Below are 26,576 nucleotides of genomic sequence, written 5' to 3'. Positions count from 1 at the left end.
GGCCAGTCGAGCTGCCGGATCGCGGAGCACGGCGCGCTCCGCGCGCTCCCGTCCGCGACGAGCCCTCCGCGACGAGCCGAACCAAAAAATCGGCTCGCCCGCCGGCCCCTCCCGTCCGCGCGCTCCGCGCGCTCCCGTCCGCGACGAGCCCTCCGCGACGCGCTCGAACCAAAAATCGGCCCGCCCGCCGGCCCCTCCCGTCCGCGCGCTTCGCGCGCTCCCGTCCGGGACCGGCGGGACGAGCACTCCGGCAACGCTTACGCGTAGTCGAGCACCAAGCGGCCGGTCGTGCGCATCTCCTCCGCGATCTGCGCGCCGGTCTGCGCGCGCCGCGCGCGCGGCGGGCACACGTGCGGGACGCGCTCGCCGATCATCCGCGCGATCTCCTCGTCTCGCGGCTCGATGCGCATCGCGACGCGATCGTCCGCGAGCTCTTCGAGCTCGTAGCGCGCGAACGATCGCAGCGAGACCAGGAACCGCACGATCGCGGCGGTGCCCACGCCGTGCTGCGGTCCTGCGACGCCCACCGCAGCGACCGCGTCGACCGGATCCCCGCTCGCGACGAGCCCGATGCCCTCGCGCCGATCGTGCGCGCGCCATCGGAACGCGAACGTCCCCGCGTCGCGCGCGAGCGCGCGCAGCGCGTCGAGCTCCTCCTCGCTCGCGCCCTCGCGGATCACGACGCGGAGATACGGATCGTCGTGCCCCTCCATCGCGCGCCATCCGCGCGCCTCGAGCGCGTCGACCAGCGTGCGCCGGCGCGGGTCGTCCCATCCGCCCGCGAGACGCGCTTCGATCGTCTCCCAGCGATACTTGTCGGGGAACGGGCCCTTCGGCCATCGACGCGCGGGCGTGTCGCTCACCGCGCGAAAACTGACACACACCTGACAGCGCGCCAGTCCACCGTCCTCCTCGTCCACGACGACGAAGGAGAGACGATGACGACGACCCGACGAGCACAGCCGATCCTCACGCTCTGCGAGCTCGGCGACACGGGCATCGAGGGGCTCGAGAGCTTCTCGCCGTTCTGCCTCAAGGCGCACCGCGCGCTGCGCGCCGCGGGCCTGCAGTACCAGCGCCGCACGAGCGCGCGTCCCGATGCGTTCAAGTCGCTCAACGCGACGGGCCAGGTGCCGGTGCTGCTCGTCGGCGACGAGCCCGTCGCGGACTCGACGCGCATCGTCGCGCGCATCTCGCAGCTCGGTCGCTCGCTCGACGCGGGGCCGACCGGGCGCGAGCGCGCCGAGGCGTGGCTCTGGGAAGAGCTCGCGGACACCGCGCTCAACGGGTTCCTCGTCGCCGCGCGCTGGGCCGACGCGCGCAATTGGCCTGCCGTGCGCGACGCGTACTTCGCGGAGATGCCCGCGTTGGTGCGCGCGATCGTCCCCGCGCGGCTCCGCGCGAACGTCGTCGCGACGCTCGTCGCGCGCGACGTGTGGCGCGCCGGCGAGGACGAGTGCTGGCGTCGCTACGAAGCGCTCCTCGATCAGCTCGAGGCGCGCGCGCCGGAGCGCGGATGGTGGGTCGGCGATCGCCTCAGCGTCGCGGATCTCGCGCTGTTCGCGCAGCTCCGCGCGCTGCGCACGCCGCTCACGCCGTGGCAGTCCTCGCGCATCGACGCGCGCCCGACCCTCTGTGCGTGGCTCGATCGCGTCGACGAGGCGACGCGCGCGCCGGCGGTCGCGATCGCTGCCTGATGGACCAAGGCGGTCCACGCCGTGCGGCCAGGGTGGTACCTCCCGGTCCGATCCACCGCGGACCAGAGTTCTCGCCCCGTGACCACCCCTGCTGCCGCCGCGTCGCCCGCTCCCGCGCCCACGTCGCCCGCCTCGTCGCTCCCCGGCCACGTCCTCGTCGCGCTCGCGCTCGTCTACGTGATCTGGAGCTCGACGTACCTGGCGATCCGCGTGATGGTGCGCGAGCTGCCGCCGCTCGCGACGGGCGGCGTGCGCTTCGTGATCGCGGGCGCGGTGCTCCTCGCGATCCAGCGGGCGCGCGGAGTGGTACTGCCGACACGGCGCGAATGGATCGCGGCGGTCCCCGTCGGCGTCCTGCTCTTCGGCGTCGGCAACGGCTTCGTGATGCACGCCGAGCGCAGCATCTCGTCGGGCATCGCGGCGGTGGTCTGCGGGACGACGCCGCTCTGGGCCGGCGTGCTCGGCCCGATCTTCGGCGAGCGCGCGACGCGCCGCGAGTGGCTCGGCATGGCGCTCGGCTTCGCGGGCGTGGTCGTGCTCTCGGCGGGTGGCGATCTGACGAGCGATCCGATCGCGGCCGCGCTGCTCCTGATCGCGCCGCTCGGATGGGCCGCGGGCTCGCTCTGGGCGCGCAAGCTCCCGGTCGCGCGCGGTCCCTCGGGCGCGGCGACGCAGATGATCGCGGGCGGCGTCGTGATGCTCGCCGTCGGTGCGCTCTCGGGCGAGCACGCGCCCGAGGTGATCTCGTGGAGCTCCGCGTTCGCGTTCGTGTATCTCGTGGTGCTCGGCTCGCTCGTCGGGTTCAGCGCATACGCGCACTTGCTCCAGAACGCGCGACCCGCGCTCGCGATGAGCTACGCGTACGTGAACCCCGCGCTCGCGGTGCTGCTCGGCGCGGTGCTCGGGGCGGAGCACGTCGGCCTCGAGGTGATCGCCGCGACGGCGCTGATCGTCGGCGCGGTGGTGCTGCTCGTGCGCGGCAGGCGCTGAGCCGCTCGAGGGCGTCCGACGGAGGCTGTACCGCGACCAGGGATGGGGCTCGTTGCCGCGCCGCCTCGTATGGCGGCCTCGTCGCCACGTCCCTGATCGGAAGCGCAGTGCCCCGCTCGTCCGGGCAAACCGCGGAATTCCAACGTGTCCGCCGGGCCGAAAGGCTGGGAACCAGGCGTGCTAAGGTGATCGCCGCGCATGCCGATCCTCACGCCCGAGGAGCGAGTCGGGAGCCTTCTCGCCGGACGCTACCGCCTCGAGTCGATCCTCGGCTCCGGCGGCACGTCCGTCGTGTTTCGCGCGAGCCACACCTGGACCGGCCGCCCGGTCGCGCTGAAGCTGCTCAAGCCCGAGCACGCGCGCGACAAGGGCCTCGTGATGCGCTTCCTGCGCGAGGCGCGCACGGCGTCGACGATCGTGCACCCGAACGTCGTGACGATCCTCGACATGGGCACCGATCCCGGCGGGGACGTGTACCTCGCGATGGAGCTGCTCGAGGGCAGCTCGCTCGGCGAGATCCTCGATCGCGAGAGCACGCTCTCCCCCGAGCGCACGGTCGAGCTGCTGCGGCCGATCATGGAGGCGCTCGCGATCGCGCACGAGCGCGGGATCGTCCACCGCGACATCAAGCCGGACAACGTGCTGATCGGCGATCGCGGCGACGGAGTCGTCCGGCCGATCCTGCTCGACTTCGGCATGGCGAAGATGACCGAGGCCGCGTGGGGGCACGCGACGCAGTCGGGCCTGATCGTCGGCACGCCGTTCTACATGTCGCCCGAGCAGGCCGAGGGCGCGAGCGACGTGGGCGCCGCGTCGGACGCGTGGTCGATGGGCGTGCTGCTCTATCGCTGCCTCACCGGCGTGCTGCCGTTCTTCGCGAGCTCGCCGACGTCGCTGCTGCTCGCGATCGTGCGCGGCGATCACGTGACCGTCTCGGAGCGCGCGCCGCACGTGCCCGCCGCGCTCGCGTCGGTGGTCGAGCGCGCGCTGCGCGTCGATCGCGCCGAGCGCTACGCCGACATGCGCGAGATGCTCGCGGCGATCGATCGCGCCGCGCGCGGCGAGGTCGAGCCGATGCGCGCGAGCGGGACGCTGCCCACACCGACCGCGCCGCTGCGCAGCGTGCCCGAGCGCGCGAGCGAGGTGGTGAGCGACGCGCGGCCCGGAGATCGCCGTCGCACGTCGGCGATCGTCGCGTTGCTCGCGGCGCTGGTGCTCGCCGCGATCGGGGTCGGCGTGGTCGGCCTCGGAGGTGAGCCGGTCGTCGCGAGCCCGACGCCCGCTGCCACGCCGGCCGACGTGGTCCCGAGCGCGGCTCAGCCGGTCGCGCCCGACGAGACCGCGCGCGAGCCGATCGCGACGACCGGAGCGACGCTCGTAGAGCCCGCGAGCGCACCTCCGTCGGCCGACGGCATGCGTGAGGAGGCGCGCGCGCGCGCCGCCCTTCCGAGCGCGCCGGTCGAGATCGGCGCCGCGCCCATCGAGCCGGCGCCGTCGCCTCGCCGTCGCCGCGGCCTCGCGCGCTCGTTCGACGATCGCGAGCGCGAAGAAGGCGCGGCGCGCTCGGGCTCGGGGCTCGCGACGGAGTGGTGAGGGTGCGTCTCGCGCTGGTCTCCGCGCTCGCCTTCGCGCTCGCGCTGCCACCCGGGATCGTCCCGGCGATCGCGCGCGCGCAGGACGCGCCGCTCGATCCAGCGCAGGCCGAGGCGCTCGCGCTCTTCCGCCGCGGCGTCGAGCTCGGCGAGCAGGATCGCTGGGCCGACGCGCTCGAGCACTTCCGTCGCTCGCGCGCGATCGCGGAGCGCCCGAACACCGTGTTCAACGTCGCGTTCGCGCTCTATCGCCTCGGCCGCTTCACCCAGGCGATCGACGAGTTCGAGCAGTACCTCGCGATGACCGAGGGCCAGCCGCCGAGCGAGCGTCGCGACGAAGCGGTGCGCCTGCGCGGCGAGTCGGTCGCGAGCCTCGCCGAGATCACGCTCGAGATCGCGCCGCTTGACGCGCGCGTGCTGCTCGATGGCGAGCCGATCCGCGAGGAGACCGGCTCACCGCGGACGCTGCGCCTCGATCCCGGGCGCCACGTCGTGCGCGCGAACGCCGAGGGCTACGAAGAGGGAGCGCTGACGATCTCGGTGCTCGCGGGCGAGCACGGCGCGCGATCGATGACGCTCGTCGCGCACCAGAGCGCGGAGATCGTCGATCCGCCGCCTCCGCCGTCCGGCGGGAGCATCCTCGAGGACCCGGTGTTCTGGGTGATCACCGGCGTCGTCGTGATCGGCGCGGGCGTCGCGATCGGCGCGGGCGTCGCGGCGACGCAGGGCGGCGAGGACTACCGCGGCTCGACCGGCGTCGTCCTGCGCGCGCTGACGTTCTGAGCGCCGGTCACTCGCGCACGAGCACGTCGGCCGGAGACGCCGCGACGCCGCTCGCGATCCAGCTCGCGGCGATCGGGAACATCGCGACGAGCCGCTGCTTCTGACGCTCGCTCATGCCCCACAGCACGACCACGGTGCCGAGCGGGAACGACGGCGCGAGCGCGGCGAACGTCGGCACGTCGATCGAGGGCAGCGCGGTGTCGATCACGATCGCGATCCGACCCGGCGCGCTCGTGTGCGCGAGGAGCTCCGCCGTCGTGCCGACCGCGAGCACGTCGCTGCGGCCCGAGAGGCGCCCCTCGGTCTCACCGATCAACAGCGGATCGAGCGTCGCGACCAGCACGCGCGACGGCGCGGTCCGGGGCGGGCGAACGGTGTCGACGGTGCGCTGCGCCGGCGCGGGCGGCGGGATCTCGGGCTCCGCGAGGACGGGAGGGGGCGTCGGAGGAGGCACGTAGCGGCGCGCGTCCTCTTCGATCGCGCCGCGCGACGATCCGCGCGAAGCCTGGATGCGCCCGAGCGTCTGCGCCTGACGCGGCACGCGCGGCGCGGGCGGGATGAGGATCTCGTCGGAGGGCGGCGGGAGCTCGGGATCCTCGATCTCGACGACCGCGCCGGGCCGGCCCGCCTCGGGGAGCGCGGCGAGGCGCACGCGGCTGTCCTCCTCGCGCTCGTCGACCGCGTGGTCGTGCGTTTCTCTCGCGCGCACCTGGCTCGTCGCCATCGCGAGCACGTGCGAGAGGCGCTCCGAGACGACTTCGTACGAGGGATGCCCGAGCGTCTGCACGACGACCGTGCGCAGCGCGCCTTCGACGAATGCCGCGAACGGCGCCGCGTCCTCGGGCACCGCGCCGCGCCCCGCGGCGGACAGCGCCATCGCGATCAGACGCGGGACCATCGGCTCCGAAGCAACGCTCTCGAGCGCCTCGCGCAACGAACGTGAGAACGGGCCTTCGAGCGAAGCACGTGCCGGCGGCATTCGAGTGTTCCCCCTGACCAACTGTAGTTGATCGTGCAAGGGCTTCCCAGGGCTCTCCCGCGCTGGACGCCAGTGAATGGTGCAATCGTCCGCCTCGGCCGTCGCTCCGGGCGACCGCCCGCGGCTCGACTACACTCGCCGGGAATGGCTTGGGCTCGGGGATGCGGGCTCGTGATGCTCGCGGCGATGTGCGTGGGGTGCGGTGAGACGAGCGACCCGACGCGCCTCCTGGTGGTGGTCACGACGGACTTCGAGGTCCCCGGGGAGCTCGCCGCGGTGCACGCACAGGTCGGCCCGGAGGCGGGCTGCGACGCGTGCAGCGCCGAGTTCGCGCTGAGCGGCACGGAGCGCCACGAGATGCCGCTCTCGTTCGTGATCGCACCGCGCGACGGAGACGCGAGCCGGCCGATCGCGCTGCAGCTCGAGGGACGCGACGAGCGTGGCGCGGCCATCGTGGTGCGCACCGTGCGGACCTCGTTCGTCGCGGGGAGCACGGCTCGCGTGGTGGTCCACCTCGAGCGCGCGTGCGAGGCGCGAACGTGCACGACGGCCGGGCTGACGTGCGTCGCGGGCGACTGCCGCGGCGACGAGGTCGCGCCCGAGATCTTCGACGGATACGGGCCGGGTGACGAGCTCCGCGATGCGGGCGTGCGCGACGCGGGCGTGCGCGACGCGGGCGAGCACGATGCCGGCGGCGGCGAGGACGCGCAGGTGGAGGTCGTCGACGCGGGCGACGCCGGCACGGTGGAGCCGTCGGACGGCGGGACGTCGCCGCGATCGTGCGAGGGCCTCGACGGCCGCCAGCAGATCGATCCCGACGGCGCCGGCGCGAGCCCGCCGTTCTGGACGTGGTGCCTCGACGGGTGGACGCTCCTGCTCAAGGTCGATGGCGGCTCGCCGCGCATGGCGTTCACGAACGACGAGTGGGTCACCTCGACGGCCGCGCCCTTCGGGACCGAGATGCCGGGCGCGGTCGAGGACGCGATGCTCCCGTCGTACTGGTCGCTCCCGGTGCGCGAGCTGCGCGTCGTGATGCGCGAGGGCGCGACGTCGCGCGATCAGGTGTTCCCGCTGCTCGGCGAAGGGCTGCCGGTGACGCTCGTGTCCGCGGTGCGCGACGACGTGCCGGTCGAGGTCGGGGGGACGCTCGCGGAGTGGACGTCGCTCGTGGGGACGACCGCGGTGCAGGGCGAGGCGTGCACCCGAGTGGGCATCCCCGCGCAGGCGCCGGACGGCGATCCGCGCGTGCGGGTGCGCATCGGGATCGTGGCCTCGAGCCAGAGCGACTGCAGCCAGGCCTCGGGATGGGCGGGCATCGGCGCGAGCGTGGCCGGGCAGGCGGGGTGCTCGACGTTCGGGAACACCGCGGGCGGGGCGCGCCTGTGCGGCAATCCGCCGAATCGTCGCGAGGCGTTCCCGCGCTTCGCGCTCGTGTACGGACGCTGATTGACGGGCTCGCCGGGTGGCCGCAAATCAGCGGTCGATGGCCGCAGTCCAGCGCATCCCGATGCTGCAGTCCGAGGTGACGCGCCTCGAGCACGAGCTCTCGATCCTCGAGCGTCAGTGGCATCGCAAGCATCGCCTCGCGTTCTTCGCGCTGCTCGCGATTCCCGCGTATTTCTTGTTCGGTCCGCTCGTCGCGGGCGTGGTCCTCGTGTGCACGCCGGCGCTGATCGGCGTGCAGGCCTACCTGCTCGGCGTCCGACGGATGGAGTGCCGGCAGCTGATCGCGGAGACCAAGCGCGAGCTCGACGCGGCGAAGCACGCACCGGCCTGAGATCGAGGCGCGTGGTCTCGACGCAGCGCGTCGAGATCGGGTACTCCTCCCGGCCATGCGCATCTCTGCTCGCGTGTTGCTGGTGACCTCCGCCCTCGCGACGCTCGCGTGCGAGGGCTCGAGCGACGACTCGATGGTCGACGACGCGTCGACCGCCACGCCCGATGCCGGAGCGCCGACGGGGCCGCCGAGCGAGATCGGGCCCGCGGAACGCCCGGCGCGCCTCGTCGTGCCCGATGCGCACGACGGCACCACGCCGCTGCCGCTGGTCGTGCTGCTGCACGGGTACTCCGCGAGCGCGCCGCTGCAGGACACGTACTGGCGCGCGACCCAGGCCGCGCGCTCGATGGGCTTCTACCTCCTGCTGCCGAACGGCACGACCGACTCGCGCGGGAACCGCTTCTGGAACGCGACGACGGCGTGCTGTGACTTCGACATGACCGGCGTCGACGACGTCGCGTACCTCACGTCGCTGCTCGACGAAGCGGAGAGCGTCGTCCCGGTCGACACGTCGCGCGTGTACTTCATCGGGCACTCGAACGGCAGCTACATGAGCTTCCGGATGGCCTGCGAGCTCTCGGATCGCGTCGCCGCGATCGGCGGCCTCGCGGGCGCGGACTTCCTGAACGACACCGACTGCGAGCCGGCGCATCCGGTCTCCGTGCTGCACGTGCACGGCGACGCGGACGAGACGGTGTCGTTCACCGGCACCGCGTACTACCCGTCGGCGCGCACCGCGGTGGAGCGCTGGGCGGGGCGCGCGGGATGCGACGTCGCCGCGGTCGAGACGCTCGAGCCGATCGATCTCGTCACCTCGCTCGACGGCGCGGAGACCACGGTCGAGCGCTGGTCGACCGGATGCGCCGAGGGGCACGACGCCGAGCTCTGGACGATCGCGGGTGGCTCGCACGTGCCGAGCTTCCAGTCGACGTGGATGGAGAAGCTCGTCGGCTGGCTGCTCGAGCACCGTCTCGAGTGAGCGCTCAGCCGGCGCGCTCCTCGATCGATCCGAGGAGCGCGTCGAGGCGATCCGCGAGCGCGTCGAGCTCGGCGCGCTGGGTCGCGAGGTCCTCGGCGACGACGACGCGCGTGCCGGCGATCGACGCGACGATCGGGGAGAGCCCTTCGACGCGCTGCTCGAGCGGGCGGAGGCGTCGCTCGGCGTCGCGCAGCGCCTCCTCGGCGATGCCGAAATTGCGCGCGTCGAGCGCGCGCCGCGCGATGCCGATGCGCTGCGCGGCCTCGAGCAGCTGGACGTGCTGCTCCGCGCGTGCGGCGCGCGCGCTCGCGTCACCGGCGTGCTGCTCGGCGACACCGAGCGCGCGGGCGTGCTCCGCCTGCGCGCGCTCGAGCTGCGACTCGACCGCGCCCACCGCGATCGCGCCGTGGATGCGGCCCGCGACGTAGCCCGCCATCGCCGCGATCAGCGCGACGCCGACCATCCGCGCGCCGCGCACGAGGCGCGCGCGCGCCGGATGTCGCGCGAGCTCCGCGTCCTCGATGCGATCGAGCTCGGTGCGATCGCGCTCGACCTCACGCCGCTCGAACGAGCCGACCCCTTCGATCGTCGCCACGCGCTTCGCTCCTCTCTGCGCATCTCGGCACCGTCCCGGAGCGCGGCAACGCAGCCGCGGATCGCCCGCGTCGTCGAGCGTGGCGCGATCGCGCAGCGCATCGAGCTGCGTGGCGACGCGCGACGTCGCGCGCGGTCTCGTGACGCCCGCGGCGACACCGCCCCGCGTCGCGCGCGGATGGAGCTGGACGATGCGCCACGCGGAGCGACGTCTCTCCCGTGCGTGCGGAGTGATCGAGCGGGCGGCGTCGATCGCGTGCGCCGAGATCCGTTCCGGGGGAGGTCGCGATGAAGATCACGTGCTCGAAGTGTGGCTCGAGGTACTCGGTCGCCGACGGCAAGGTGCGCGGGCGGATGCTGCGCGTGCAGTGCGCCACGTGCGGCGCGGCGATCTTCGCGATGCCCGATGCCGAGCCGAGCACCGCGGGCACCGACTCGGGGGAGCGGACGATCGTGATGCCGTCGCCGAGCGCGCGGCCGACGCTACCGCTCGGCGGGTCGGACGGCACGCCGTCGCCGCGACCGCTGGTGCCGCGCCCGTCGGCGATCCCGTCGCTCGCGCCCCGCACGAGCAGCGCGCCTCCCCCGAGCGTGGCGCGTGCCTCCGAGAGCCCGCCGCCGCGCGCGCGGCTCGCGCTGCGCCCCCCGCCGCAGTCGACGCCGGAAGCGCCTTCGGAGGCCGTCCTCGGGCTCGCGTCGGCACGTCCGCCTGCGCTGCCGCGCAGCGGGCCGCCTCCGATCCCGGGGCCTCGCACGCCGCCTCCGGTGCCGAGCAAGCGGCCCGCGCCGACCAAGCCGCCTCCGCTGCCGAGCCAGCGCCCCGAGCGCACGCCGAAGCCCGCCGCCTCCGACGACGAGGCGTCGATGCTCGCCGACGTGCGCGTGCTCGCGGCGCTCAGCGGGAGCACGCCCGCGCAGGCGCCCACGCTCGCCGCGCCGCTCGCGCTCCCTCCGACGATCTCGCCGCCGTCGACCCCGCCGCCCGCGCACGCGCCGGCCGCGCGCGCGCCCAGCCTCATCATGAGCGGCGCGATCCTCGGAGGCTGTGCGCTCGTCGCGGGCGCGCTCGTCGCGGGCGCGATGCTCGGTCGTCCTCCGAGCGATCCGACGCCCGCCGTGCCGGTCGCCGCGACCGAGCCCGTCCGTGACGAGCCGCCGCCTGCGCCGATCGTCGCCGCGCCGGCGCCGGTCGTCGCGCCCGCGGCGCCCGCGCCCGTCGCCGCGCAGGAGGGTCGTGCATCGCGCTCACGGTCGTCGCGGTCGCGTCGCTCGTCGACCGCGCGCGCAGCGAGCGACGACGCGCCCGTGGTGCGCGCCTCGTCGGGCGCGTCCGAGGCGAGCGTCGAGCGCAGCACGCCCGAGATCGCGGCGCCCGCGCCCGCGCCCGACGTCGATCTGCCCGAGATGCCGGGGCGCGACTCGGTGGTCGCGGCGATGGAGCGCATCGAGGCGTCGGTGTCGGCGTGCGCGCAGGGGGAGCACGGCACCGCGATCGTCGCGATCGTCGTCGCGGGCGAGAGCGGTCGTGTGACGAGCGCGAACGTGAGCGGACAATTCGCGGGCACGCCCGTCGGCTCGTGCGTCGCGCGCGCGGTGCGGAACGCGCGCTTCGATCGCTTCGAGCGCGCGACGTTCTCGGTGAGCTACCCGTTCCGGCTCTGATCGCGGCTCAGACGAGCAGGCCGGGGATCGCGTCGCTCGTCTCGGCGCCGTGGAACCCGTAGCTCGGCGTCTCGATCCCGAGCGCGCGCAGGATCGTGACGTGGACCTTCGCGAGGTTGCCGCCCGGCTCGCGCGCGTGGATGCCGCGCGCGAGCGCACCGCGCGCGCCGCCCGCGAGGATCACCGGGTGCTCGCGGTTGCTGTGGGTCGTGCCCTCGCCGTACTCGCTCGTCGCGTAGACGACCATCGAGTCGAGCAGCGTCCCGCCGTCGTGATCGGGCACCGACGCGAGCACGTCGAGGAACACGCGCAACGCCTGCATCTGGCGCTGGGTGACGCGATACGCCGCGTCCCAGTCGCCGTCGTGCACGACCTGGTGCATGCCGCCGGCGACGCCGACGTCGCGGAAGACGTGCGTGGTCGCGGGCGAGGTGAGCATCATCGACGCGACGCGCGTGAGATCGCACGACATCGCGAGCGCGAGCAGGCGCGTCTGGGCCTCGGTCTCGGCGATCAGATCACCGCCGCTCTCGCCCGGCATCGCGGGCGTCGTGCACGCCGCGACGCCCGCGCGCAGGCGCGTCTGGATCTCGCCGACGTGCTCGAGGTGCGCATCGAGGCGCTCGCGATCGCGCCCGCCGAGCCGGCGCCGCAGCGCCCGCGCGTCCTCCGCGACGACGTCGAGCACGCTCGCGCGACGGCCGAGCACCGCCGTGTCCGCGGGCACGCCGAAGAGGTGCGCGAAGAGCTCGCGCGCCGAGCGCATCGGCAGGTTCAGCATGTCGGGCCCGCGGTGCGAGATCGCGTTCCAGTGCCCGTAGTCGTGGAAGCGCGCGCCGCTCACGGCGAGCTCGATCGAGCGGAAGCGCGGCTGCGTTCCGAGGATCGAGCGCCCCGCGAAGTCGGGGTGCGCGGCGATCACCTGATCGAGCGTCGCGCGCTGGAACGCGAAGACGTGATCGGGGTGATGGAACCCCTCGCTGCGCGGTCGATCGCTGGTGAGCGCGACCGCGCAGCCGCGCATGTGGCCGTCGCCCTGGCCCGGGGGATCGCTGGGGATCTCGGTGTGCGGCTCGAGCCCGGTGATCACGTCGATCGAGGGCTCGAGGCCCGCGAGCGGGCTCAGCAGCGGCGTCGCGCTCCAGCCCGCGCCGATCGTGCTCGGCGTCCAGTGATCCGGCCGACCGTGGCCGTGCGCGCCGTGCCACGGCAGCCCGTTCGCCCAGAAGAACACCGCGAAGCGCTTCGGGAGCGCGGTGCCGTCGGCGTGCGCGGTGCCGTGACCGTCGAGCATCGCGTCGAGCAGCGGCAGGCCCATCGTGCACACCGCGCCGCCGAGCGCACCGCGGAGCATCGCGCGTCGCGAGAGCCTCATCGCGCTTCCTCCTCGATCTCGGTGGTGCGCACCGTGCGGAACGCCTCGCTCGTGACCAGCGCGAAGAGCAGCTCGCGGAAGCGGAACCCGCTCTCCGCGAAGCGCTCGGTCAGCTCCTCGATCGCGCGCCGCTCGCGCTCCTCTTCGAGCCGCCCGATCGCGTGGCGGAAGAGCTGGCGCGTCACGCACGCGGGCACGCGACCGTCGTGGCGCATCAGCTCGCCGAGCTCGCGCGCGCCCTCGAACGCCAGCGCGTCGAGGTCTCCGGTCGCGTCGATCGCGCGCCCCGCCTCGAGCGTGCGGTGCGCGCCGATCGCGTCGAAGTCCTCCATGCCGAGGCCGATCGGATCGATCTGCGCGTGGCACGTCGCGCACGCCGGGTTCTCGCGGTGCATCGCGAGGCGCTCGCGCAGCGTGCGCGGCCTTCCGTCGTCGTCCTCGGCCTCGCCGAGATCGAGCTCGATGTCCTGCGGCGGATCGGCGACGAGCTGGCAGAGCAGGCGCTCGCGCACGAACTTGCCGCGGCGCGTGGGCGACGTGAGGTTCGGGTGCGCCTGCGCCGCGAGGAAGCCCGCCGTGGTGAGGAGGCCCGCGCGCACGCCGCCGGCCGGGAGCGTCACGCGGACGAAGCCTTCTTCGTCGGCGTCGTCGAGCGCGATCGGCAGCTCGTACAGCGCGGCGAGCGGCGCGTCCACGAACGTGACCGGCGAGTCGAAGATCGCGCGGAAGTCGCCGTCCTGCTCGAACACGACGTGCTCGACGAGGCGCTCGATCTCGCCGCGCATCGAGCGACCGAGCGCGGGCGTGAACGAGGGGAAGAGCGTCGGATCGCGATCGAGCGCGTCGAGCGCCGCGAGGCCGAGGTACTCGCGGAAGAACGCGCGCACCGTCTCGCGCGCGCGATCGTCGCCGAGGAGGCGGCGCGCTTCGTGGCGGAGACCTTCGTGCGTGTCGAGCACGCCGCGCTCGGCGGCGTCGAGCAGCGCGGCGTCGGGAACGCGCCCCCACAGCACGAACGAGAGGCGGCTCGCGAGCTCGTACCCGTGCAGGCGGCTCCATCCGGGGCGCGTGGGATCGGGATCGCCGAGCTCGACGCGGTAGACGAACGAGGGCGACTGGAGCGCGCCGGCGACGAGGCTCGCGAGGCCGCGCCAGACGTCGGGCTCGACGCGCGCGAGCGTCATCCAGCGCTCGAGCTCGTCGTCCTCGATCGCCCGGCGGAACGCGCGGCGCAGGAAGCGCGCGACGAACGCGCGTGCACAGAGATCGTCGGCGCTCGCCGGGGCGCACCCGACGAGCGCACCGCGTCGTGCTTCGTCGGCGAACACCGCGTCGGCGGCGACGTGCGCGGCCTCTTCGAATTGCTGCGCGCCGCGCGCCGACAGCGTGGTGCTCGCGGCGCCGATCGACGCGAACAGGAACGGCGTGGTGTCCGCCTCGACGGCGCTCTCGGGGACCGGTCCGCCCAGCAGGTCCTCCACCGAGCGGCGGTACTGCCTCGCGGTGAGCCGTGGGAGCACCGCGGGTCCGGGCTCGTAGCTCGCGGAGGTCGCGCGCCCGGGCGACGCGGGGTCGTCGAGCACGACCCCTTCGCATCCCACGAGCGCGAGCACGACGGCGATCGATGGCAGGCGGCGCACGCGCCGGCCCTGCGCAACGCGCGTGCCGCGCGCAGGCTCGACGAGATCACGAGGGAAACGCGACCGCATCGCGGCGCGGACACCGCCGGAGCGGAGCCTACGAGCCCGAGCAGCGGGGACGATGCTCCCCACGTGACCTCGCCGCCCCCGCGGAAACATTGCCGCCCACGTGTGATTTCGTACAGGATTGCGCGACACTCGATGGCGTCGCGCCCGACCCCTCCTCCGCTCGAGCGACCGACGTCGCCGGCGCCGCCGCGCGCCGACGACGCGATGCGCTCGGTGTCGATCGGACGCGCCCGGACGCCCCGGCGCGCGCCCGCGGTGGAGGAGATCCCGCCGCCCCGGGACCCGCGCGATCCACGCCGCGAGCCGGACTAACGCAGCGGGCGCAAGAGCGCGTCGACGCCGATCACGCGCACGGTGAGCGCGCCCTGCGCGGTGCGCGTCACCATCCACCCGCGCGGCGTGCGCCGCGCGTAGCCCGGGCCCTCGGCGATCACGCGCGCCGCGATCAGCTCGCGCGGCACGGGCACGCCGAACGACGCGCCGATCGCGAGGTCGCGCGGGACCTCGACGCGCGGTGCATCGCGGCGCGTCGCGCTCACCGGAGCGTGCGCGATCGCGGCGCGCACCCGCTCGAGGATCGTCATGGCGTCCACGCGTCGATCGATCGTTCGCACGATCGCGACCACGTTCGCATCGCGCGCGACCACGAGCCCCGCAGCGCCGTGCGCCACGTCGGCCCAGACATCGGCGCCGCGCACCACGAGCCCGTGCGTGCTCTCGACCTCGATCCGCGCGCGTGCCGTCGCGCTCGCTTCGCGCTCGCTCTCGCGCACCTGCACGTCGAGCAGCGCGACCGCGCCCCCCGCGCCGATGCGCGCGATCTCGAGGCGCACCGGGCGATCGGCCTCGTCGTCGAGCTCGATCTCGCGCAGCTCGAGCCCGTCCTCGGCGAGCGCCGCGCGCAGCGCGTCGATCGCGACCCCTGCGCGCGCCTGCGCCGACGCGCTCGCCGCGAGCGCGAGCACGAGGAGCAGCGAGCAGAGCAGCGTCCTCATCGGATCCTCACTCGCTCGTCGTAGTCGGCGCGGATGCGCGCGGGCTCCGACGAGAGCGCCGCGAGGTACACGTCGGGCTCGAGCCCCTGCACGAGGAGCGGCAGGTGGGGCGGCGCCGCGGGCGTGCCGTCACCGTCGACCGCGAGCGTCGCGTCCCAGGTGCGACCGTCGCGCGATCCGACGATCGCGTGGTAGCGGAAGCCACCGCGCCCCGAGTCGAAGGGCGTCTCGTCGAACTCGGTGCCGCCGATCGCGCGGATGTAGTTGAGGTCGAAGCCGACCTGCGCGCCCGCGACGTTCGTGAGGATGTGGTAGCGCAGGTCGATGCCGACCATGTTCGCGTACGCGGTCAGGATCGACGCGGCGTCGCTGCAGTTGACGACCGAGCCCGAGGCGCGCTCCTCGAAGCGCTGCATCGAGAACGTCGCGCCCGAGAAGTCGGTCGCGTAGTCGGTGTAGAACGACGCGCCCCGCGCGGTGTCGTAGCGAAGCCCCATCGTCGTGTAGATGCCCTCGACGATCGCGGCCGCGACCTCGCGCTCGTCCGCGCTCGCGCCGTCGACCCACGTCGCGATGCGATCCACGACGTCGACCCACGCGCGGTAGGGCACGCGATCGAGATCGAACACCGGCTCCGCGACGAGCCCGTAAAGCCGCAGCGCCGGCGTGGTCGCGCCCGGGATCCGCTGCCACGCACCGTCGCCGCGACGCGCCTCGAAGGTGAAGCGCCACGCGACGTCGTAGCGCCCCACCGCGGGCACCGGCGAGCTCGTGGTGCGCGCGAAGATCTCCGCGCCCTCGGCGAAGCGATCCTCGCCTTCGATCGCGAGCCCCTCGGGCGCGACGACGCGGACCTCGACGTCGCGCGGCGCGCCTTCGATCCCGCCCGCGACGATCGACGCGAGACGCACGCGCGCCGTGATCTCGGCGCCCGCGATCCACGCGGTCGGAAGGCTGTACGTGTCGTGCTCCACGCCGTCGTCGGAGCGCTCGTCGAGCGGCGGAGAGAGCACGTCGTCCCACGGCGCCGGGAGCGCCCGCGGCGTGCCGTCGGCGAGCTCGAGCGCGACCGCGTCCGCGCCCTCGCTCGCGTCGCGCGCGAGCTGCCAGGGGACCATCGCGGATCCGACCTCGTACCAGCCGTCGCGCAGCCCCGCGGTCGCGCGATAGAGCAGCGGCACGCGCGACGGGCCCTCGAGCTGCACGCAATCGATCCCGAGCCGTACGACCTCGAGCGCGCTCTCCGCGCGCGCACGCTCGGATCCGTCGGCACGAACGAGACGCGCGGTGGCGACCAGCGCGCCCGGCGCGACGATGTCGCCCGACTCGTCGCGCCCGTCCCAGCGCGCGTCGCAGCCGTCGAGCCGACGCAGCGTGGTGCCGTCGCGCGCGAGCGCGATCTCGCAGCGATCGCGGGACGCGCTCACCTCGAACGTGATCGGCCATCCGTCGAATCCGTCGAGCAAGGGATCGGCCGCGACGAGCTGATCGTCCGCGGGCCGCAGCGACGCGCGCAACGTCGGCACCGGCGCGGTCGCGACGGGCGGCGCGTGGGTGAGCGTCGTCGTCGATGGCTCTCCCGCGCAGCCGGCGAGCGCGGCGAGCGCGACGAGCGAGCGCGAGATCGATCCCCCTCCGAGCATGCGCGAGCCCTCGGCGATCGAGCGTAGCGGACGTGTAAAGGCCTCGCCCCCGGGGCGCCTACATCGCGATCGAAAGATCGGGTGATCGCGCGTCGGCGCACGACCATCGCGGGCCCCTTTCCGCGCCCTAGAAGCTGCGCCGCGATGTGGATCGTTCGACTCGCCCTCCGTCGCCCACACACGTTCGCGGTGCTGGCGCTGCTGATCGTCGTCGCCGGCGTCGAGACGATCCGGCGCACGCCGACCGACATCTTCCCGAGCGTCGACCTGCCGGTCGTGAGCGTCGTGTGGGTCTACGCGGGCCTGCCCGTGCCCGAGATGCAGCAGCAGATCACGCGCTCCGCGGAGTACGCGATCGCCGGCAACGTCGCGGACATCCGCACGATCGAGAGCCAGACGCTCGACGGCGCGTCGGTCATCAAGATCTACTTCCACGAGGGCACCGACGTCGCCGCGTCGACCGCGCAGGTCACCGCGATCATGCAGACGATCGTGCGGCTCATGCCGCCGGGCACGCAGCCGCCGATCATCGTGCGCTACGACGCGTCGAGCGTGCCGGTGCTCCAGCTCGGCTTCTCGAGCGACACGCTCTCCGAGGCAGAGATCTTCGACTTCGTGAACCGCACCGCGCGCCAGCAGCTCGGCTCGATCCGCGGCTCGCGCTACCCGGTGCCCGCGGGCGGCGCGCCGAGGCAGGTCGTCGTCGATCTCGATCCCGATGCGCTGCGCGCGCGCGGCGTCTCGCCCGCCGAGGTCACGCAGGCGGTCGGCCTGCAGAACCTCACGCTGCCGACCGGCACCGCGAAGATGGGCGAGCTCGAGGTGCGCGTGAGCCTCAACAGCAGCGCGACGTCGATCGACGCGCTCAACGACGTGCCGGTCGCGCGCCGTGACGGGCGCACCATCTTCGTGCGCGACGTCGCGTTCGTGCACGACGGCTACGCGACGCAGACCAACGTCGCGCGCCGCGAGGGCAGCCGCGCGATCGTGCTCTCGGTCCTGAAGAACGGCGACGCGTCGACCACCGACATCGTCGCGCAGGTGCGCGACATGATCCCGCGGCTGCGCGCGGTCGCGCCCGAGGGGCTCGAGATCGACGTCGTCTCGGATCAGTCGGGCTTCGTCACCGAGGCGGTGCACGGGCTCGTCGTCGAGGGCGCGATCGCGGCGTCGCTCACCGCGCTGCTCATCCTCGTCTTCCTCGGGAGCTGGCGCAGCACGATCATCATCGCGACGTCGATCCCGCTCTCGGTGCTCGTCGCCGCGCTCGCGATGCGCGCGATGGGCCACACGATCAACGTGATGACGCTCGGCGGGCTCGCGCTCGCCATCGGCATCCTCGTCGACGACGCGACGGTCGAGATCGAGAACGTCCACCGCCACCGCGCGATGGGCAAGCCGCTCACCCGCGCGATCCTCGACGGCGCGCAGGAGATCGCGACGCCCGCGTTCGTCGCGTCGCTCTCGATCGCGATCGTGTTCGTGTCGCTGGTGTTCCTCGAGGGGCCGCCGCGCTTCTTGTTCCTCCCGCTCGGGCTCGCGGTCGGGCTCTCGGTGATGGCGTCGTACTTCCTCTCGCGCACCGTCGTGCCGACGATGATGCGCGCGATGCTGCGCCACGAGGCGCCGCACGGGCACGGCCACGGTCCGCTCGCGCGCGTCAACGGGGTCGTCGAGCGTGCGTTCGAGCGCATGCGCGCGCGGTACGGGCGCGCCCTCGCGGCGCTGCTCGCGCGTCCCGCGCTCACCATCGGCGGGTTCGCGATCGTCGTCGCGGGCGCGTTCGCGCTGGTGCCGCACCTCGGGCGCGACTTCTTCCCCACCGTCGATCAGGGCCGCATCCGGCTGCACGTCCGCGCGCCCGCGGGCACGCGCATCGAGGAGACCGAGCGCATCTTCGCGTCGGTCGAGTCGATCGTGCGCGAGATCATCCCGGCGCACGATCGCGAGCGGATCCTCGACGTCATCGGGCTGCCCGCGCCGTACACGATGGCGATCACCGACACGACGAGCACCAGCACGTCGGAGGGCGAGATCCTGATCGACCTCGCGCACGATCGCGCGCGCTCCACCGACGAGTACCGGCGCGCGATCCGCGCCGAGGTCCAGCGCCGCATGCCCGACGTGACCGTCTACTTCGAGGCAGCCGACATCATGACGCAGATCCTGAGCTTCGGGATCCCGGCGCCGATCGACGTGCAGGTCGCGAGCCTCAACCGCGACCAGGCGCTCGCCGCGGCGCGCGCGATCCGCGCCGAGCTGAGCGACGTGCCGGGGCTCGTCGACGTGCGCCTCCAGCAGGTGCTCGACGCACCGCGCCTGCACCTCGAGGTCGATCGTGCGCGCGCGATGGAGGTCGGGCTCACCCAGCGCGACGTCGCGTCGAGCGTGCTGCTCGCGGTCGGCACGAGCGGCGTGACGAACCCGAACTACTGGACCGATCCGCGCAGCGGCAACGCGTTCCCGGTGGTGGTGCGCATCCCCGAGCGGCTCACGTCGTCCGCGGACGATCTCTCGACGCTCGGCCTCGCGACCGCGGCGGGCCCGCAGCTCGTCGGTGATCTCGCCGAGATCTCGCGGCGCACCGCGCCGGTCGTCGCGACCCAGGTCGACGTGCAGCCGACGTTCAACGTGCGCGCGAGCGTGCAAGACGCCGATCTCGCGAGCGTCACCGAGCGCATCGACGCGATCCTCGCGCGCCATCGCGCCGAGCTCCCGCCGAGCGTGACGATCGCGCTGCGCGGTCAGCCCGCGAGCATGGAGTCGGCGTTCCACGGGCTCGGCCTCGGGCTGCTCTGCGCGGCGCTGATCGTCTACGCGCTGATGGTCGTGAACTTCGGATCGTGGGTCGATCCCGCGATCGTGCTCGTCGCGGTGCTCGGCTCGGGCGTCGGCATCGTCGCGGCGCTGTGGGTCACGCAGACGACGCTCAACGTGCCGTCGATGATGGGCGCGATCACGAGCATCGGGATCGCGACGTCGAACGCGACGCTGCTCGTGACGTTCGCGAACGAGTCGCGCGCCGGCGCCGCGACCTCGGTCGACGCCGCGCTCGAAGCAGGGCGCACGCGCCTGCGCCCCATCGTGATGACCGCGCTCGCGATGTTCCTCGGCATGCTCCCGATGTCGCTGGGGCTCGGCGAGGGCAGCGAGATGAACGCGACGCTCGCGCGCGCCGCGCTCGGCGGGCTCGCGGGCTCGACCCTCACGACGTTGCTGATCGTGCCGGTCGTCTACTCGGTCGTGCGACGCCGCCCGCCGGTGCACGAGCACGACCCCGATCTCGACGGACCCGAACTCGCGCTACGCACGGAGAGCTGACGAAGATGGACGGAGAGCTGCGGACCGAGGCCCCCACGTCGCCCGTCGGGCGCGTGCTGGGCGTGCTGGTCGTGATCGTGGTGATCGCGGGTGGCGGCGTGCTCGGGTGGATGCCGCGCGCCGAGCGAGCCGCGCGCCTCGCCGCGCAGGAGGCGGAGCGTGCTGCGCCGCCGCGCGTGCTGATCGAGACGGTGCAGGCCGCGCCGCCCGAGCTGACGGTGACGCTGCCCGCGACCAGCGATCCCGCGGAGACGATCGCGGTGATCGCGCGCGCCGACGGGTTCGTGCGCGCGCTGCACGCCGATCTCGGCGATCACGTGCGGGCGGGACAGCTGCTCGCGGAGCTCGGCGCGCCCGAGCGCGACGAGGAGATCCGCGCGGCGAGCGCGCGCCTCGGCGAGGCCGAGCAGCGCCTCGCGCTCACCCGCGCGTCGACCGAGCGCACCACGACGCTGTCGGCGCAGGGGGTCGTGACCGGACAGGAGAACGACGACGCGCAGCTCTCGCTCAGCACCGCGAGCGCCGCGCTCGACTCGCAGCGCGCCGAGCTGCGGCGCCTGCAGGCGTTGCGCGGATACCAGCGGATCGTCGCGCCGTTCGACGGCATCGTCACCGCGCGCGCGATCGATCGTGGCGCGCTCGCAACGGCGAACGCGACGGTGCTCTTCGAGATCGCGCGGCCCGACGTGGAGGTGGTCGTCGACGTCCCGCAGGAGCACGCGCCCGCGATGGCGATCGGGCTCGACGCCGAGATCCTCGAGGGCGAGCGGGTGGTCGCGACGGGGCGCGTCGCGCGCACGGCGTCGCGCCTCGATCCCGCGACGCGCACGATGCGCATCGAGATCGAGGTCCCGACCTCGCCGGGGCTGCTCGCGGGCATGTACCTCCGCGCGCGCCTGCGCGTGCCGCGCGTGCACGCGGCCGCGCTCCTGCCTGCGCGCGCCCTCGTCATGACGAACGAGGGGCCTTCGGCGTGGGTCGTCGGGACCGACGATCACGCGCACCTGCGGCGCGTCGAGATCATGCGCGACCGCGGCCGCGATCTCGAGATCGCGACCGGCGTGCAGCCCGGCGATCGCGTCGTGCTCTCCGCGCCCGATGGGCTCGCCGACCGAGCGATCGTCACGCCGGTCGAGCGCGGAGCGCCGCGATGACGCGCGCGTTCGTCGTGATCGCGGCGCTGCTCGTCACGTCGCGCGCGGCCGCGCAGCAGCCGCTCTCCCAGTTCGTCGACGCCGCGTCCTCGTACGAGCCCGCGCTGCGCGCCGCGCGTCACGACGAGGCTGCCGCGCGCAGCCGCATCGACGAAGCGCGCGCGGCGCTGCTCCCGTCGATCACCGCGCTCCTCGGCTACCAGCGCAACGAGGTCGAGGTGCGGACCCAGCGCACGAGCCCCGACGGCTCGGTGCTCACCGCGACGATCCTTCCGTACGATCAGTTCGACGCCGCAGTGCAGCTCGACGTGCCGCTCGTCGACGTCGCTGCGTGGTCCGCGCTCGACGCGTCGGAGGCCGACGCCGACGGCGCGCACGAAGCGACCCGCGCCGCCGAGGATCGCGCGCGCATCGCGGTGGTCGTCGCGTGGCATCGCCTGGTGGGTGCGCGCTCCGTGGTCGACGCGAGCGACGAGCGCCTGCGCGTCGCGCAGCGGGCGCGCGAGGACGTGGGCCGCCGGCACGACGCGGGCGTCGCCCCTGCGCTCGACGTCGCGCGCGCCGACGTCGAGGTCGGCCTCGCGCGCGAGGCGCACACGAACGCCGTGCTCGAGGAGCGTCTCGCGGCGCAGGCGCTCTTCGCGGCGAGCGGGCTCGAGCCGGACGCCACGCGCGTCGCGCTCGACGTCGATCTCGCGGCCGAGCGCCCGCTCGACGACTACCGCGCGATGCTCGACGAGATGCCCGCGCTGCGCGCCGCGCGCGAGGCGACGCACGGCGCGTCGCGCCGCCGCGAGGTCGCGTGGCAGCGCATGCTCCCGGTGCTGCGTGCCTTCGCGCGGGAGCGCTACACGAACGCCGCGGGGTTCCAGCCCGAGTCGCTCTGGAGCGTCGGCGTCGCCGCGCAGTGGACGTTCGACTTCGCGCGCCCTGCCGCGCTGTCCACCGCGGATCACGAGCTCGCCGCGGCCGAGGCGCGCGCGGATGCGGTGCGCGTCGCGGCCGACAGCGCGGTCGTCGAGGCGTGGAACCGCGTCGAGGCCGGTCGCGCGCGCGTCGAGGCCGCGACGATCGCGCTCGAGGCGAGCGCGCGTGCGGTGCACGACGCGCGCGAGCGCTACCAGGTCGCGCGCGCGACGCAGCTCGATCTGCTGATCGCCGAGCGCGAGCGCTTCGACGCGACGGTCGCGCACGCGCTCGCCGTCGCGCAGCTGGCCGGCGCGCGCGCCACGCTGCACGCGCTGGTGGGGCTCGATCGACGGTGAATCACACGCCGGGCGGCTCGCTGCGCGTGCGCCGCCACGCGCCCGGCGTGAGGTCGTGCGCGCGCCGGAACTGGCGGATGAAGTGGTTCGTCGAGCGATACCCGATGCGCTCCGCGACGATCGCGACGTCCTCGTCGGTGTCGCGCAGCCGCCGTCGCGCCTCTTCCATGCGGCGCTCGGTGATCCACTCGACCACGGTGAGCCCGGTCTGCTGCCGCACCACGTGCGTCACGTGCGCCGGCGATCGACCGACCGCGCGCGCCACCGACGCGAGCGAGATCGACTCCGCGTAGCGCGCGTCGATCACCGCGAGCACTTCCTCGACGAGCGGCGACAGCGCGGCCGGCGTCTGTGCGGGCGCGACCATGCGCAGCACCTCGACGAGCAAGAGCTGCAGGTGCGCGCGCGCCGCCTCGCGATGTGCGAGCGCGCCCTCGTCGAGCTCGCGCGCGAGATCGCGGATCGTCCGCTCGATCACGTCTCGACGCGCGCACTGCACCGGCACGCGACGCGACGAGACGTCGCACCCGCGCAGGAACCCGACCCAGCGCGGTCGTCCGCCCGCGCTCCCGAAATAGCCCGGCCCGTCGTGCGTGCCGAGCGCGTCGGTCGTGAATTCGACCACCCAAGCCTCGTAGCCCTCGACCGGCACCGGGTCGTGCGGCTCGCCCGGGAAGAGCAGGTGCAGATCGCCCGCGCGCAGCTCGAGCTCACCGCCTCCGGTGCGCACCCGGCACACGCCGCGCGCCGCGTAGACCATCACGAAGAACCGATGCGCGTGCGGGCCCTCGTGGTGGATGCGCTTGCTGCCATCGCAGCGGAACACGCGGATCGGGAGCCCGCTCTCCGTCACGGCGAGCGAGACCGTCGGGACACGCGGACGGAGGGTGCGGGCGCGGACTGCGACGCTCACGAAGCGACAGTGCTACCACGCGCGGCCGCGCTGCCAACTCGGTGCGTCGGAATCACTCGGTCGCGCGCAGATCCCACGACCACATGCGCGCGCTGAGCGTCGTGCTGCCGACGAACGTGCGCGCGTCACCGCGCGGCATGCTCGTCCCGCTGCTCACGTTGTGCTCGGCGTTGAAGATGCCGGTGCTGGTGCCCGCGGGCGGCGGGCACACGGTGACCATGCCGTTCGGGTGGTGCACCGAGAGCGACGTCGAGAGCTCGTAGTGGTAGAGGCCGTCCGCGCCCGGCGTGCGCTCGATCATCAGGTTGTTCTCGAACGGGTCGGGCGCGACGAAGCTCTCGGTCTCGTCGGCGCTCAGGCTGCACACGCCCCCGGGGGTCCCCGTCGCCGTCGCGCGATACTCGATGCGCTCGACGCGGTAGAACGCGACGCTCGCGATCGGGAAGCCCGCGGCCTCGCCCGCCGCGTCGTCGCGCACGAAGACGACCGTCGCGTTCGAGTCGAGCGTCAGCCCCGAGGACTCGGTGAAGTCGCGGGTCGTGCCCTCGATGCGCGAGGGCAGCGCATCGCCGCCTCCATCGTGCGGGGCGACGATCACGCCACCGTCGGGCTGCTCGCCTCCGAGGCACGACGCGACCTCGCTCCCGCAGCGCGCCTCGATGCACGCGTCGTCCTCACCGCAGCCCTCGCGCTCCACGCAGTCGATCAGCGCGCTCACCCGCGTGATCGCGTCGGGCGTCGCGCGCGCCACGCATCCGTCGGCGCATGGCTCGTCCGCGCACTCCGCCGCGCACCCGAGCAGCCCTGCGCAGTCGAGCGATCCGCCGATCGACGCGTCGGGCACGACCCCCGCGTCGCTCACCGGATCTTCCTCGCGGCACGCGGCGATCAGCACGAAGCACGCGACGAGCACGGTCTTCCTCATCGGCTCCTCCTGCGCCGGTAGTACGATGACGACACGTGCCCGCGCTCCGTCGTGGCGCGTACCGAGAACACGATGGCGCGTTCCCCGTTCACCCCTGCGCCGGACATCGAGCGCTTCCTCGGAGCGCCCGCCGATCTCGTGCTCGTCCGGCGCAGCTTCGCGTTCTGGGAGTCGCGCGAGCGCGTGCACGGCACCGTCATGTGGGGCCGCCCGACCGAGCTCGACGTCGACGAGATGTGCGGCGTGTGGGACGCGCACGTGCGCTCGCCGCGCGGGTCGGACCCGACGCTGACCGACATCCGCGGGCTCGAGTCGATCGACGTGCTCGCGTTCGATCGGCTCCTCCGCGCGTTCGCGGAGCACCGCGCGGTGTGGATCGCGCGCACCGGGCCGCAGGCGATCCTGCACGGCGGCGGCTTCAGCGGCGCGGTGATCCTCGGCGCGCTGCAGCTCGTGGGGCAGGGCTATCGCATCGGCGCGTTCGACTCGTCGCGCGCCGCCTTCGCGTGGCTCGGCGCGCCGCAGGTGGAGCGCGACGTCGAGCTGCTGCGCGCGTCGCTCCTCGAAGCGCCCGACATCGTGCGCCGGGTGCGCGTCACGCTCGACGAGCAGCCGCGCGCGCTCTCGGCGCGCGACCTCGCGCGCGAGCTCGGGCTCAGCGTGCGCTCGCTGCAGCGTCATCTCGCCGCGGCGGGCACCTCGATCCGCGAAGAGCGCGTCCGTCACGTCGTCGCGCGCGCCGAGCGCTTGCTCGAGGGCACGCAGCTCGACCTCGCCGCGATCGCCGCGATGCTCGGCGTGGGATCCGCCGCGCGCCTCGTGACGCTCTTCCGGAGCGTGCGCGACACGACGCCGGGCGCGTTTCGTCGCGAGCGCGCCCCGCGCCCTCGGAAACCCTGAAGGGAGTGCGCAATAATCGGCTCGCCCGCTCAGGGCCCTCCCGTCCACGCTCACGCGCCCGTGCGGGCCCTGCGCGAGCGAGCACTCCAGCTGGGCTGAGCGAGGGCGCGCCAGTTGTTTGCGAATGCAGCTAACATTGGCGCGCCATGAACGAGCGACGCTTGCCCGTACTCGATCCGACCCGCGACCCCGCGGCGAACCTCTACGATCACTTCCCGAGCGGCTGGTTCGATCTCGCACGCTCGCACGAGCTCGACGACGGGCGCGTGCTGACGCGCCGCCTCGCCGGCCGCGACGTCGTCCTCTACCGCACCGAGTCCGGCGTCGCGTGCGCCGTCTCGCCGCACTGCCCGCACATGGGCGCGCACCTCGGCTGCGGCGGCAAGGTCAGCGGCGAGAGCATCGTGTGCCCGTTCCACGCGTTCGAGTTCGATCGCGAAGGGCGCTGCACGAAGACCGGCTACGGCACGCCGCCTCCGCCACGCGCGCGCTTGACGACCTACGCGGTGCACGAGATCCACGGCTGCGTGTTCGTGTGGCACGGCGCGGCCGGAGAAGCGCCGACGTTCCGCATCCCGCACCTCGACGACGCGCAGGACGGCTACCTGCCGATGCTCGATCGCGTGTTCGAGCTGCGCGGTCATCCCCAGGAGACGAGCGAGAACAGCGTCGACATCGGGCACTTCGGTCCGGTGCACGGCTACTCGAACGTCGAGATCGTCGAGCCGCTGCGCGTCGACGGCGCGTCGCTGACGACGACGTACTCGATGGATCGACCGATGATCCCGGGGCACCCGAAGCTCGGCTCGGTGCACGCGGTGTTCAAGATCCACGTGCACGGTCTCGGGTACTCGATGGTCGAGGTGAAGGTGCCCTCGCTCGGCTTCGAGTCGCGCCACTACGTGCTCGCGACCGCGACCGAGCGCGAGCGCGTGCGGTTGCGCGTCGGGTTCTCGGTGCGCCGCGGCACGCTGCGCCTGCCGTTCGCGACGCGCATCGCGCGCGAGCTCGTCGAGGCGGTGTTCATGCAGGTGGGCATCCGCATGTTCGCGCACGACGTCGGGCAGGACTTCGAGATCTGGAAGAACAAGCGCTACGTGCATCCGCCGCAGCTCGCGGTGGGTGACGGCCCGGTCGGGACGTACCGGCGCTGGGCGCGGCAGTTCTACCCCGTCGGCGGCGCGCCCTCGTCGAGCACCGAGGACATCGCCGCGGAGTGATCGCGCTCGAGTGCCACGGTGGCACCGCGAGTGCCACCAGTGGCACTGCGAGTGCCGCGGTGGCACTCGCGTGCTCGCGTGCGCATGTGCGCGTGAAGAAGCG

The 26,576-nt window shown here is 73.8% G+C and carries 22 protein-coding genes; 13 read left to right on the top strand and 9 right to left on the bottom strand.

What is annotated here, in order from left to right; all coding sequences use genetic code 11:
- Nucleotides 1-257: 257 nt before the first annotated feature.
- The gene (locus tag DB32_RS33560) at nt 258-863 is read right to left on the bottom strand and encodes a hypothetical protein (RefSeq protein ID WP_053236742.1); all 606 of its coding nucleotides are present in this window, start codon (nt 861-863) and stop codon (nt 258-260) included.
- Between the two features lie 75 nt (nt 864-938).
- Between DB32_RS33560 and DB32_RS33555 the strand changes: the two genes are divergently transcribed.
- The 4 genes from DB32_RS33555 (at nt 939) to DB32_RS33540 (ending at nt 5,062) form a co-directional block, all read left to right on the top strand.
- On the top strand, nt 939-1,697 hold the full coding sequence (locus DB32_RS33555) for a glutathione S-transferase family protein (RefSeq protein WP_053236741.1): 759 nt from the start codon (nt 939-941) through the stop codon (nt 1,695-1,697).
- 78 nt (nt 1,698-1,775) lie between these two features.
- A complete protein-coding gene (gene yedA / locus DB32_RS33550; RefSeq protein ID WP_075097688.1) occupies nt 1,776-2,687 on the top strand; it encodes a drug/metabolite exporter YedA in 912 nt (303 codons plus the stop codon).
- A 198-nt stretch (nt 2,688-2,885) separates the two neighbouring features.
- Nucleotides 2,886-4,280, top strand: coding sequence for a serine/threonine-protein kinase (locus tag DB32_RS33545; RefSeq protein WP_053236740.1), 1,395 nt, complete (start codon nt 2,886-2,888; stop codon nt 4,278-4,280).
- Nucleotides 4,277-5,062 carry a PEGA domain-containing protein gene (locus DB32_RS33540; protein ID WP_169791642.1) on the top strand — a complete coding sequence of 262 codons (786 nt, stop codon included), beginning with the start codon at nt 4,277-4,279 and terminating at the stop codon, nt 5,060-5,062. The genes DB32_RS33545 and DB32_RS33540 overlap by 4 nt, the downstream gene beginning before the upstream one ends.
- Nucleotides 5,063-5,069: 7 nt before the next feature.
- Here the strand turns inward: DB32_RS33540 and DB32_RS33535 are convergent, their stop codons facing one another.
- A complete protein-coding gene (locus tag DB32_RS33535; RefSeq protein WP_157069698.1) occupies nt 5,070-5,960 on the bottom strand; it encodes a hypothetical protein in 891 nt (296 codons plus the stop codon).
- 225 nt (nt 5,961-6,185) lie between these two features.
- On the opposite strand from DB32_RS33535, the gene DB32_RS33530 reads away from it, so the two are divergent.
- The 3 genes from DB32_RS33530 to DB32_RS33520 are packed head-to-tail and all read left to right on the top strand — an operon-like array spanning nt 6,186 to nt 8,797.
- A complete protein-coding gene (locus DB32_RS33530; protein ID WP_157069697.1) occupies nt 6,186-7,487 on the top strand; it encodes a hypothetical protein in 1,302 nt (433 codons plus the stop codon).
- Nucleotides 7,488-7,524: 37 nt separating this feature from the next.
- Nucleotides 7,525-7,818, top strand: a complete 294-nt coding sequence (locus DB32_RS33525; protein ID WP_157069696.1) for a hypothetical protein — start codon at nt 7,525-7,527, stop codon at nt 7,816-7,818.
- 55 nt (nt 7,819-7,873) lie between these two features.
- Nucleotides 7,874-8,797: a CE1 family esterase gene (locus DB32_RS33520; RefSeq protein WP_053236735.1), complete on the top strand. Its 924-nt coding sequence runs from the start codon at nt 7,874-7,876 to the stop codon at nt 8,795-8,797.
- Nucleotides 8,798-8,801: 4 nt separating this feature from the next.
- Here DB32_RS33520 and DB32_RS33515 read toward each other — a convergent pair whose 3' ends face one another.
- Nucleotides 8,802-9,392, bottom strand: a complete 591-nt coding sequence (locus DB32_RS33515) for a hypothetical protein (protein WP_053236734.1) — start codon at nt 9,390-9,392, stop codon at nt 8,802-8,804.
- Between the two features lie 287 nt (nt 9,393-9,679).
- Here DB32_RS33515 and DB32_RS44620 point away from each other — a divergent pair, with 287 nt between their 5' ends.
- Entirely contained in the window at nt 9,680-11,053 is a 1,374-nt protein-coding gene (locus DB32_RS44620) for a zinc-ribbon domain-containing protein (protein ID WP_075097687.1), read from the top strand.
- Nucleotides 11,054-11,060: 7 nt separating this feature from the next.
- Here DB32_RS44620 and DB32_RS33505 read toward each other — a convergent pair whose 3' ends face one another.
- The 4 genes from DB32_RS33505 to DB32_RS33485 all read right to left on the bottom strand — a co-directional run bounded on the left by DB32_RS33505 (nt 11,061) and on the right by DB32_RS33485 (nt 16,775).
- A complete protein-coding gene (locus DB32_RS33505) occupies nt 11,061-12,428 on the bottom strand; it encodes a DUF1552 domain-containing protein (RefSeq protein WP_053236732.1) in 1,368 nt (455 codons plus the stop codon).
- Nucleotides 12,425-14,068, bottom strand: a complete 1,644-nt coding sequence (locus DB32_RS33500) for a DUF1592 domain-containing protein (protein WP_169791641.1) — start codon at nt 14,066-14,068, stop codon at nt 12,425-12,427. The genes DB32_RS33505 and DB32_RS33500 overlap by 4 nt, the downstream gene beginning before the upstream one ends.
- A 377-nt stretch (nt 14,069-14,445) precedes the next feature.
- Nucleotides 14,446-15,132, bottom strand: a complete 687-nt coding sequence (locus DB32_RS33490; RefSeq protein ID WP_053236729.1) for a hypothetical protein — start codon at nt 15,130-15,132, stop codon at nt 14,446-14,448.
- Nucleotides 15,129-16,775 (bottom strand): hypothetical protein, encoded by a 1,647-nt coding sequence (locus tag DB32_RS33485; RefSeq protein WP_053236728.1) that lies wholly within the window; start codon nt 16,773-16,775, stop codon nt 15,129-15,131. The genes DB32_RS33490 and DB32_RS33485 overlap by 4 nt, the downstream gene beginning before the upstream one ends.
- An 81-nt stretch (nt 16,776-16,856) precedes the next feature.
- Here DB32_RS33485 and DB32_RS33480 point away from each other — a divergent pair, with 81 nt between their 5' ends.
- Genes DB32_RS33480 through DB32_RS33470 form a run of 3 tightly spaced genes read left to right on the top strand, consistent with a single transcriptional unit; the run spans nt 16,857 to nt 22,515 of the window.
- A complete protein-coding gene (locus tag DB32_RS33480; protein ID WP_240481280.1) occupies nt 16,857-20,096 on the top strand; it encodes an efflux RND transporter permease subunit in 3,240 nt (1,079 codons plus the stop codon).
- Nucleotides 20,097-20,101: 5 nt separating this feature from the next.
- Nucleotides 20,102-21,250 (top strand): efflux RND transporter periplasmic adaptor subunit, encoded by a 1,149-nt coding sequence (locus tag DB32_RS33475; RefSeq protein WP_053236726.1) that lies wholly within the window; start codon nt 20,102-20,104, stop codon nt 21,248-21,250.
- On the top strand, nt 21,247-22,515 hold the full coding sequence (locus DB32_RS33470) for a TolC family protein (RefSeq protein ID WP_053236725.1): 1,269 nt from the start codon (nt 21,247-21,249) through the stop codon (nt 22,513-22,515). The genes DB32_RS33475 and DB32_RS33470 overlap by 4 nt, the downstream gene beginning before the upstream one ends.
- Nucleotide 22,516: 1 nt before the next feature.
- On the opposite strand, the gene DB32_RS33465 is transcribed toward DB32_RS33470, so the two are convergent.
- Entirely contained in the window at nt 22,517-23,428 is a 912-nt protein-coding gene (locus DB32_RS33465; protein ID WP_075097686.1) for a helix-turn-helix domain-containing protein, read from the bottom strand.
- Between the two features lie 52 nt (nt 23,429-23,480).
- Nucleotides 23,481-24,353, bottom strand: a complete 873-nt coding sequence (locus DB32_RS33460) for a hypothetical protein (RefSeq protein ID WP_053236723.1) — start codon at nt 24,351-24,353, stop codon at nt 23,481-23,483.
- Nucleotides 24,354-24,425: 72 nt separating this feature from the next.
- Between DB32_RS33460 and DB32_RS49200 the strand changes: the two genes are divergently transcribed.
- Together DB32_RS49200 and DB32_RS33450 are read left to right on the top strand one after the other, a co-directional pair.
- Complete coding sequence (locus DB32_RS49200) at nt 24,426-25,253, top strand: helix-turn-helix domain-containing protein (RefSeq protein WP_205627100.1); 828 nt, start codon at nt 24,426-24,428, stop codon at nt 25,251-25,253.
- Nucleotides 25,254-25,399: 146 nt separating this feature from the next.
- Nucleotides 25,400-26,473: a Rieske 2Fe-2S domain-containing protein gene (locus tag DB32_RS33450; protein WP_053236721.1), complete on the top strand. Its 1,074-nt coding sequence runs from the start codon at nt 25,400-25,402 to the stop codon at nt 26,471-26,473.
- Nucleotides 26,474-26,576 lie beyond the last annotated feature (103 nt).

It is taken from the genome of Sandaracinus amylolyticus, from assembly GCF_000737325.1.
Taxonomy (GTDB): domain Bacteria; phylum Myxococcota_A; class Polyangia; order Polyangiales; family Sandaracinaceae; genus Sandaracinus; species Sandaracinus amylolyticus.
This window is presented reverse-complemented; position numbering and strand designations above follow the sequence as displayed.